Genomic DNA, 9,201 nt, shown 5'->3' with positions numbered 1-9,201 from the left:
CGCCGCCGACACCGGCCTGTCATTCGGCGTCGGCGTGTGGATGGACTTCCGTAACCAGGCGGTCCAGGGTGGCGGTTTTGACGTCATGTTTGATACGACCAACGTCCAGAGCCTGAGCTGGGTGTGGAGCGCCGATTTCACCGCCAGTGAGCAAACGCTTAGTGGCGCGCAGACCGCCAACGGCTGGGAAGGCATCCAGTTCGATGATTTCGCGGGCTCCGGCTATGGCGGCACCACGGGCACCCAGGACGGCTTTGTACTGGTCGGCACACTCAATGTCACGCTCAACGCTGCGCAAGCGGTCCTCTTCGGAATTAATCAACCCTACGGATCGGCGACATTTCCCAACTGCTTTGCGCCGGGCGCGGGCAGCGGTGGCTCGGGTTGCGTTCCAACCAACTTTTACGACCTGGCGGTCACAGCAAATGTACCGGTCCCGGCCGCAGTGTGGCTGATGCTCACCGGTCTGGGCTCGATGCTGGGTTTCTCGCGGAAGAAAGCCGTCTGACCGGCTTTATCACCCGGCTCTCGCTGACAACCCCGCCGGATATTCCGGCGGGGTTTTTTCGCAACAAGCGACAACACAAAGAGAACCTGCGGATGTGCGATGCAACAAACAGCGGAATGACGCAACGCCAACATAATGCCTGCGGCAAACAAGGCTGTGAGTTGCCTCACATCAGTACTTCAATTACTGTGCAATCATAAGCTTGTCGATAAATGCATATCCCGCCGGAGTTACCCCAGTGACCATGTCCCGCCTGCCAATCGCGGCGCTTGCCGCTTTCGCCGCCAGCTACGCCTGGGGCGACGGTATTGCCGATCTCAATGTTTACGGCAATGAAATCCGGGCAACGGTCGAACTGGCTAACGGCGTGGAAGCCGACGTCACCGTGGCCTTCGAACAGGCCAGTGGTCTGGACGTTTCATCGATAGGCCTGTCAGCCGACCTGATCGACCCGCTCGACCCCGCGCTGTTGTCGCGCCTGCCCGGCACACTGGTGTCGGTCCCCGCAGCCTTTCCATTGCTGCTGACAATCGAGCCGCCTAATGAAGGCACGCTGTCGTTTCTCGGTGTCGCTACCGTCAGCCTGCACACCCACAACCTCGGTTACTCGGTGGGCAGCCCGTTCCGGCTGTTTGTTGCCGATGACGGCGGTTCCTTCGAAGACATTACCGACCGCGCCAGCAGCGGCAGCTACCGCGTGCGTGGCAGCCAGGGCGAGTTTTGCGAATTCATGATCGTCGCCGACCTGCGCCAGATTGGCGCTGTCATCGACTCCAAATTCGATCGCGTGGAAAACATACTCAACAGCAACCAGTCACTGGTGAACAACAGCCTGCACAGCCAGCTCGCCAACACGCTGGCTGGGGCGCGCACCGCCTACGATGCCGGTGACGAAGTCAGCGCCATACGCGAGCTCGATGCTTTTTCCGCGATGGTGCGACAAAACGCCGGTGGCGCGATCCCCAACCTGTGGCGCGCTCGCGACGACATTATCAACCTGGACGGGCAGCTGCGCGCGGCAGCGTCCTCGCTGCGTTACAGCCTGAGCCTGCTCGCCAACGACCTGCCTTAAGCCGGACTGCACTGTGCGTGCACGGCTGACGCTGTACTTCAACGACGCCCCTGCGCGCCAGGTCTACCTGGATCCCAATCGCGCCTACGTGCTCGGACGTGGCAGCGACAGTGACATTGTTATCCCCAGTGCAGAGGCATCGCGCAACCACGCCCGCATGACCTGGGAAGGCAGCTGCTGGCATATCGCCGATCTGCAAAGCAAGAACGGCGTTGCCGTCGATGGCGCCGCGATCGAAACCGCAGCACTGGAAACCGATGGCTGGCTGTCTCTCGGTGAATTGCTGGTCAAATTCGAGTTGCGCACCGAGGCACAGGCCGACGCCGACGCGTCACGTCACCGGCGCCGCTTCCAGACGTCGGTCGAGCTGCGCCGCTCCTTAAGCCCCTCGGCCGGAGTCGAATCGCTGCTGAAAAAACTGCTCAGCTCCACGCTGCAGCTGACCGGCCTGCGGCGTGGCTTCGCCATGCTGGCGCGCGCCGATGGCGACATGGAAATCATTGCCACCGCCGGGGTCGAAGGCGACGAGGCAGCCGCGTTTCGTGGCAGCGTCGGCGCTGTAAACCATGCCCTGCAAAGCGGTAAAAACGTGGTGTCGATGGACGTCCAGCAGTTCATCCCGCTGGCCGATCGCCCCAGCATACTGGCCGGCCACATAGCGGCACTGGTATGTTTGCCCATGACGCTGCTGGACAGGACCATCGGGATGATCTACGCCGACAGCCAGGATGTCGCCAAGGTATTGACTGACCTCGACCTGGAAATACTCGACGGGCTGATTGGCCATGCGTCGACAGCGCTGGCCGTGGCCCAGCTCGACAAGGAAATCATCGACATCAATTCGATCCTGCGTCACGGCGAAATAGACGTCGACAAGCTCGAACGCTGGCAGGGCAGCCTCGCCGGCTACCGCCATCCCGTCGACGCGCATGGCGGGCGCGACGATGGCGATAACCTGAGATGGTCGACCATTGCTGAAGCGAGCTGATGCACGACGACCCGCCACGGGGTGACGACAGTGCCACGCGCACCAGCATTGGTGCGGCCACCCTGCTGAAAAAAGACCGGCTGCTGGCCGATCGCTACCGTATTGCCGGCCCGATCGGCGCCGGCGGCATGGGCCTGGTGTACCGCGCCCGCGATGAACGCCTGAACGTCGAAGTGGCCATAAAGGTTCTGCGCCCCGAGCGCGCACCCGACCAGGCGCTGCTCGAGCGTTTTGAGCGCGAGCTGTTGCTGGCACGTGAAGTTTCACACCCGAACGTGGTGCGGATTCACGACATCGGCCAGGACGGCGACCTGCACTTCATCACCATGGACCTTGTCAGCGGTCGCTCACTGCGTGACGTGCTGGAATCCGATGGCGCACTGGATGCCGTAACCGCAGCGAATATCACGGCGGAAATTGCCGACGGCCTGCATGCCGCACACAGCAAGGGTGTGATTCACCGTGACCTGAAACCGGGCAATATCCTGCTCGATAACGATGGTCATGCGTTTATTTCCGATTTTGGCGTGGCGCGCTCATTGCACGCCTCCAACCTGACCCGCTCGGGCATGATCGTTGGCAGCCCGGATTACCTTGCGCCGGAGCAGGCCCGTGGCGAGGACATCGACGGGCGTACTGATATCTACGCACTCGGGCTGATGCTGTACGAAATGCTCAGCGGCGAACTGCCGTTTCGCAGTGGCACCATCGAAGAGCTCATCGCCCAGCGTACCGTGGGCCAGCCCCGCGACATCGCTACAACCGGCAAGAGTGTGCCAGGCTGGTTGCGACGCATTATCTATCGCTGCCTGGCGCGCGACCCGGACGACCGCTTTGCAACTGCTGCGGAACTGGCACAGGCGCTGCGTTCGCAAAAGCCACTCAGCCGCCGGCTGCCAAAAGCGGCGGTTCGCGGTATCGGTATCGGAGCCGGATTGGTGGCGCTGGCCGCACTGGTCTGGTTTGGCCGTCCGTTGCTGCAGCAGGACGAAGCCGGAAACGGGCTGAGAATGGCGGTACTGCCGCTGGCTAACGACACCGGCAGGGACGAACTGCAGTGGATTGCCGGCGGGCTGGGCGACATGCTGGCCGCGTATTTCGCCGAGTCACCCGGCATCGAGCTCATCGACACTTCACGTATCAGCGATACGCTGAATGACCTGCGTCTCGACCCGACCACACTCGACCAGCGTGCCGCACTACAGCTGGCCGAATTGCTCAGTGCCGACCGCATAATCAGCGGCGCGCTGCGCCAGGCGGGCGACACCCTGCGTGTCGATGCCAGCGTATGGCACGGCACCTCGGGGCGCCGCTCAGCGATAGAGGCTACAGCAGCGACCAGCTCACCGAACGACTTGATTGCCGGGCTGGCGCAACGACTGCCGGACAAACTTGCCGTGACAGCGGCGGGCGGTGTTGAGCCACAGCTGTCCAGTTCGCCGGTTGCACTGGAAGCCTGGTCGCGCGGTCGCCAGGCGCTGAACCAGGCCGATACTGCAAACGCAATTCCGCAGCTGGAAGCTGCCGTTGCCGCCGACCCCGGGTTTGCACTGGCCTGGTTTCATCTCGCCGATGCCTATGACCTGGCCGGCTTTTCCGAACGCGCCAACCAGGCAATAGTGCGCGCTGCAGAACAAACCAGCGATACCGACACCCGCACCGGCCTGCAGATCAGCGCGCTGCAGGCGGCTCTCGCCGGAGATTTTGCCCGCAGTCGCGAATTGCTGGTGCAGCTCATAGAAAGCTATCCGGCCGACATTCCAGCGCGTATGGCGCTGGCCGAAGCCTACGGTGGTGAAGGTCGTTTCGACGACGCCGGGCAAATACTGCAGTCAGTTGTAGCCGACGATCCCAATCATCCGCGCGCCTGGTTCCTGCGCGGCAAATACGCTATCCAGTCAGGCGACAGTCGCCGTGCTATCGACGAGTACCTGGTTCGCGATCTGGTTATCCAGAACCGGCTGAAGAATGACTACGGCAAAGGCAATGCCTACAACGCGATGGGTATAGCCTACGGTCGTATCGGCGAAACTGAAGCGGCACGCGAGAACTACGAAAAAGCCGCTGAGCTGCGCGGTCGGATCGGCGACCAGCGCGGCATGGCAACGTCGCTGAATAACCTTGCCCGGCTGGAAATGATAGCCGGCAATTTTGATGCCGCGCGCGCGAGCCTGGAGCAGGCGGTGCAGGTCAGCAACAAACTGGGTGACCAGGCCGGGCTGGCGGCATTCACCAATACCATCGGCACAGTGGAAGAGGAGGCCGGCAACTACAACGCCGCGCTGGCGCAATACCGCGAAGCCCTGAAAATCCGTGAATCGCTTGGTGACCGTCGCGCGCTGACCGAAAGTTACAACAACGTCGGCTTTGCCTATTACATGCTGGGTGAACTGGACAACGCCCGCATCTACTGGGAGCGCGCGCTGGACGAGGCGCTGGAGCTGGGTAACCCGGATGCCGAGATGCAGGCACTGCAGAGCCTGGGTCTTCTTTACACCGCACGAGCCGACTGGGATGACGCAATCAAGGCGTTCATCGATGCGTTGACGATTAGCCGTGAACTCGATTATCCCAATGCCGAAGCCGTCTCGAATGGTTACCTCGGTCACATTGCCACAACCCAGGGACGTTACAGCGCCGGGCTGGAGCAGCTGGACGAGGCGATAAAAATTCTGCAGTCGCTGAACGATACCCGCGGACTGAGCGAGTTCGGCCTGCGCCGTGCCGCCGTGCTTATCGACATCGGTCTGCACGATGAGGCCGGTGAACAGCTCGAGGCCGTCGGGCGCTGGCTGGAAGAATCACCAAACCTCGAGCAACAGGCCGATCACCAGCGGCTGCGCGCTTCGCTCAACGGCCCGCTGAGTCGCCAGCTGCTGCAGGAGTCGCTGGCGCTGGCACAGCGCAGCGGCGGTACCGCAGCGGTATTGCGTGCCCGGCTTGCGCTGGCACAACAGGCACTGACAAATAACGAAGTGGAAACCGCGACACAGCTGGCCGGCGAAGTCGTCAGCGCGGCTGGCCGCGACGGTTACGCCGGTTTGCAGTTACGCGCTTTGCACAGCCTGGCGCGTGCGACTGTACAGCGTGATGGCGCCGCCAGCGCAGGCCCTGTTGCTGACCAACTGCTGGCGTTACTCGATACACATGAGCCCTTTGCTGATTCTTATCAGATGAGGGCGCTTGCAGCACAGATATTCGCTGCCCAGAACCGTAACGAGGCGGCCGCCCGGCAAAGCGCGCTGGCCAATACGGGTTACGCCCGTTTACGGAAGAACGCGCCCCCCGAGGCGCTGGCTTACCTGGATGAACGAGCGCAGGCGGCAGGCCTGCAGGACGAGGCACTGGTTGATGGCAACTAAAGAAGACAACAGCACACAATTTGACGCCGAGCAGGCAATCGGCGAGATCAGTCGCCGGGTCGAGCTGATGACGCGCGAAAACCAGGCGCTGTTCCAGCGGCTGCTGGATGACGAACGTCGTTTCCGCCGCGTTGCCAAGGCGGTGTGGATGGTGCAGGAAGAAGAACGTCGTCGCCTCGCGCGCGAGCTGCACGATGGTATCGGGCAGACCCTGACGGCGCTGAAAAACCAGCTGGGCCGGCTGCACATTCGCTACGAAAAGGCCGACCCGGATCTGGTTGAAGGGTTAAGCGATTCGGTCGAGCTGGTATCCACCGCACTTGACGATACGCGTGAGCTCTCGCGGCTGCTGCGACCGGCCGTGCTGGACGACCTCGGGCTTGAAGCAGCCCTGAGCTGGCTGGCGCGCACGCTCAACCAGCGCACCACGCTGCAGATCAACGTCGACTGCGACGTGGGCGAAGCCCGCTTCGAACCGGATGTCGAGACGCTGGTATTCCGCATCGTGCAGGAATCGCTGACCAATGTAGTCAAGCATGGCAATGCGCCCGAGGCCCGGGTCATTGTCGACACGCCTGGAGACTACCTGCGGGCCCGCATCGAGGACGATGGCGCGGGCTTCGACGTCAGGGCGGCACTACAGGCGTCGGACAACCCGCAGAGCGCCGGATTGCGCGGCATGCGTGATCGCGTGGAGCTGTTTGGCGGGCAGTTGCGCATCAATTCGACCCCCGGTAGCGGCACCGTTGTAGAATTAACTGTACCCTTGACCTGAAGCCATAGCGCCCAAGGAACTGCATGACGGAGCTGCGCCCGATCCGGGTAATGATTGCCGACGATCACACGATAGTCCGCGAAGGGCTGGTCAGCCTGCTGCAGGAAGGTGGCGTCTGTACCGTTGTGGCCCAGGCCGCAGACGGCCTCGAAGCGGTGAAAAAAGCGCTGGAGGCGCGGCCCGACGTGGCCATCTTCGACCTGACGATGCCAAAGCTCAGCGGCCTCGAAGCGGTGCGTCGCGTACATGAAGCCCTGCCGGCCACGCGCATTATGGTGCTGACGGTGCACGACGAAGACGAATACATCATCCCGATCGTCCGCGCCGGTGCTTCCGGTTACCTGGTCAAGGACACTGCCTCTGCCGACCTGATCACCGCCGTGAAAACGCTGTATTCCGGCCAGGCCTATTTCGGGCCACAGGCGGCGCGCGCGCTGGCCGACCAGTACAGCAAGCCCGATTCGCATCCGGAAGATCCTTACGGCGCATTAACGCCGCGCGAGCGGGAAGTGTTCCACCAGGTTATCGAAGGCAAGACCACGAAGGAAATTGCGCGTGACCTGGATATCAGCCCGAAAACGGCCGAGAACCATCGCGCCCGCGTAATCGACAAGCTGAAGGTGCACAACACCGCCGGGCTGGTGCGCTACGCCGCACGCCACGGCCTGCTTTCCTGACTACGGCGCAGCCGGCCCGGGTGCCTGGCCGAAACCCTGCCGCATGTATACCAGGTCGAAGGTATTGACGACGTTGTCGCAATTCAGATCAGCCGCGGTGCTGCCTGAGGTGCCGAATGCTTCGCGCATCTCGGCGAGGTCGAACGTGTTGACGGTGTTGTCATTGTTCAGGTCGGCGTCGCAGTGATTGCCGAAACCATCGTTGTCAGTGTCGCACTGGCTGGGGTTCGTCACCTGGGTGCAGTTATCGGCCCAGTCATACACGCCATCAAGATCGGTATCACGTGCATCTTCGAGTGAGTACAGCAGCGTGTCGGCGATGGACTGCAAACGACCGGCGATATTGTCTACATCCTGTATCGAGCGCCACGTCTGCGGAATTTCCGCAGGGCCTGCGCCGGCAAGCGCCGTGTTAAAAGCGGTGATAGCGGTCTTCGCCGCGTCAACGTCATCCGCCGCCCAGCTCGACTGCGCGTTGGCCAGTTCGGTAGTGAGCGTGCCGTAAAGAGTGGCGTTTATGACGCCCGCGCTGGCGGTCAGCAAGGCGGACAGGCGTACGAACTTGGCGTTGACCACGTCGGCGCTGTCACGGTTGTCTTCCACTATCATGAATTCGGAAAACTCACCCTGCGAACCACGCACGCGGTAGCTGCCGGCGCTGGCCTCGCGGGTGATGTCGACGAAGTCGCCACCGTCGTGCGCGGAAAACAGCCGCAGCCGGGTTCCCGGTGTGTAGCTGAGGTCGGTTGTATAGAGCTCGACCGTGGCGATGCCGTTGAACTCAAGACCGGTCAGCGGCACGGGTGGCGGCGATATGTCGACCTTGATTGGAAACGCAGCCGGAATGCTCACCAGGCCCGGCAGGCGCCCCAGCAACAGCGGGTCGACGGGGTTAATCACCAGAGCTGCAAGCCCTGCGCTAACCAGGTTGAGATTCTGGACATCATCGAATGACAGGGTGACATCAACTGCCGCCACCCCGAGATTGAAGGGCTGGGTCAGGCTGCCGGGTGCCCGCTTGCCCTCGGGAGCGGCACCGCCGGTTGAGGCGGCCAGCAGGAAAAGGGCAAGCAGTGGAGTAACGTTTTTCATGGCTGTCTATTCTAGCTTAAGCCTTGGCCTCCTGTTGGCTGCGTTCTGTTAAATACAAGGAAACAAAAGGCCGGGCTCCATAAAAGAGCCCGGCCCTTTTCCCTTACGGATTGAATGAACTGGGGCCCGGCGCAAGCCCGAACTTCTCACGCATGATCGTCAGGTCGAAAGTGTTGACGATTCCGTCGCAGTTCAGGTCAGCATCATTGGAGCCACCGAGACCAAACTGCTCGCGCATGATCGCAAGATCAAAGGTGTTGGCCAGACCATTATTGTCCAGGTCGGCATCGCAGTGGTTCCCGAAACCATCGTTGTTGGTATCGCACTGCGACGGGTTCTCTTCGCCCAGGCAGTTGTCACAGATATCCGGCACGCCGTCAGCATCGCTGTCGGGCGTTTCGTCCTGCGCGGCATTGGCAACTGTCGGGCAGTTGTCGACCAGGTCCTTCACGCCATCGCCGTCCGAGTCACCGGTGCTGCGCGCCGCCAGCGGCATTGACACATCCGGTACGGACGGATCAGACGACAACAGCGCGATGTCGGCGAATACCCAGCAGTCCTTGCTGTCACCAGCCGCCCCGGTGCAGGCGTTAAAGATGATGTTGCCATCATCGTCCAGGTCCTGCGTTTCGTTTTCGGTCGAGACGCCCGGTGTTCCCTGCGGAGTTGCGTGGCGGGCGCGGGCGATGTCAGCGGTCACCGTGATGACCTGCGTGTCGCCTGCGGC

At 62.0% G+C, this 9,201-nt stretch carries 8 protein-coding genes; 6 read left to right on the top strand and 2 right to left on the bottom strand.

The features are described 5' to 3' along the window. The 6 genes from HKN06_11525 to HKN06_11500 form a co-directional block, all read left to right on the top strand. A partial coding sequence (locus tag HKN06_11525; protein NNF61941.1) for a PEP-CTERM sorting domain-containing protein occupies positions 1-508 on the top strand: 508 nt, incomplete at its 5' end. A gap of 238 nt (positions 509-746) precedes the next feature. Continuing rightward, positions 747-1,580, top strand: a complete 834-nt coding sequence (locus HKN06_11520) for a hypothetical protein (protein ID NNF61940.1) — start codon at positions 747-749, stop codon at positions 1,578-1,580. A gap of 13 nt (positions 1,581-1,593) precedes the next feature. After that, positions 1,594-2,568 carry an FHA domain-containing protein gene (locus tag HKN06_11515; protein ID NNF61939.1) on the top strand — a complete coding sequence of 325 codons (975 nt, stop codon included), beginning with the start codon at positions 1,594-1,596 and terminating at the stop codon, positions 2,566-2,568. Then, complete coding sequence (locus HKN06_11510) at positions 2,568-5,930, top strand: protein kinase (protein NNF61938.1); 3,363 nt, start codon at positions 2,568-2,570, stop codon at positions 5,928-5,930. Before HKN06_11515 ends, HKN06_11510 begins: the two co-directional genes overlap by 1 nt. After that, positions 5,920-6,705 (top strand): sensor histidine kinase, encoded by a 786-nt coding sequence (locus HKN06_11505; protein ID NNF61937.1) that lies wholly within the window; start codon positions 5,920-5,922, stop codon positions 6,703-6,705. Before HKN06_11510 ends, HKN06_11505 begins: the two co-directional genes overlap by 11 nt. Positions 6,706-6,728: 23 nt before the next feature. Further along, positions 6,729-7,382, top strand: coding sequence for a response regulator transcription factor (locus HKN06_11500; GenBank protein NNF61936.1), 654 nt, complete (start codon positions 6,729-6,731; stop codon positions 7,380-7,382). Here the strand turns inward: HKN06_11500 and HKN06_11495 are convergent, their stop codons facing one another. Continuing rightward, positions 7,383-8,474, bottom strand: a complete 1,092-nt coding sequence (locus tag HKN06_11495) for a hypothetical protein (GenBank protein ID NNF61935.1) — start codon at positions 8,472-8,474, stop codon at positions 7,383-7,385. A gap of 103 nt (positions 8,475-8,577) precedes the next feature. After that, positions 8,578-9,201: hypothetical protein (locus HKN06_11490; protein ID NNF61934.1), on the bottom strand; the 624-nt coding region annotated here is incomplete at its 5' end.

It is taken from the genome of Gammaproteobacteria bacterium, from assembly GCA_013003425.1.
Taxonomy (GTDB): domain Bacteria; phylum Pseudomonadota; class Gammaproteobacteria; order Steroidobacterales; family JABDKV01; genus JABDJB01.
Note: the sequence above shows the minus strand (reverse complement) of the source record. Positions and strands in the feature narration are given on the sequence as shown.

Coding starts and splice junctions, on each gene's coding strand:
- HKN06_11510 (NNF61938.1), top strand. CDS start 2,568: ATGCACGACGACCCGCCACGGGGTGACGACAGTGCCACGCGCACCAGC.
- HKN06_11500 (NNF61936.1), top strand. CDS start 6,729: ATGACGGAGCTGCGCCCGATCCGGGTAATGATTGCCGACGATCACACG.
- HKN06_11505 (NNF61937.1), top strand. CDS start 5,920: ATGGCAACTAAAGAAGACAACAGCACACAATTTGACGCCGAGCAGGCA.
- HKN06_11495 (NNF61935.1), bottom strand. CDS start 8,474: ATGAAAAACGTTACTCCACTGCTTGCCCTTTTCCTGCTGGCCGCCTCA.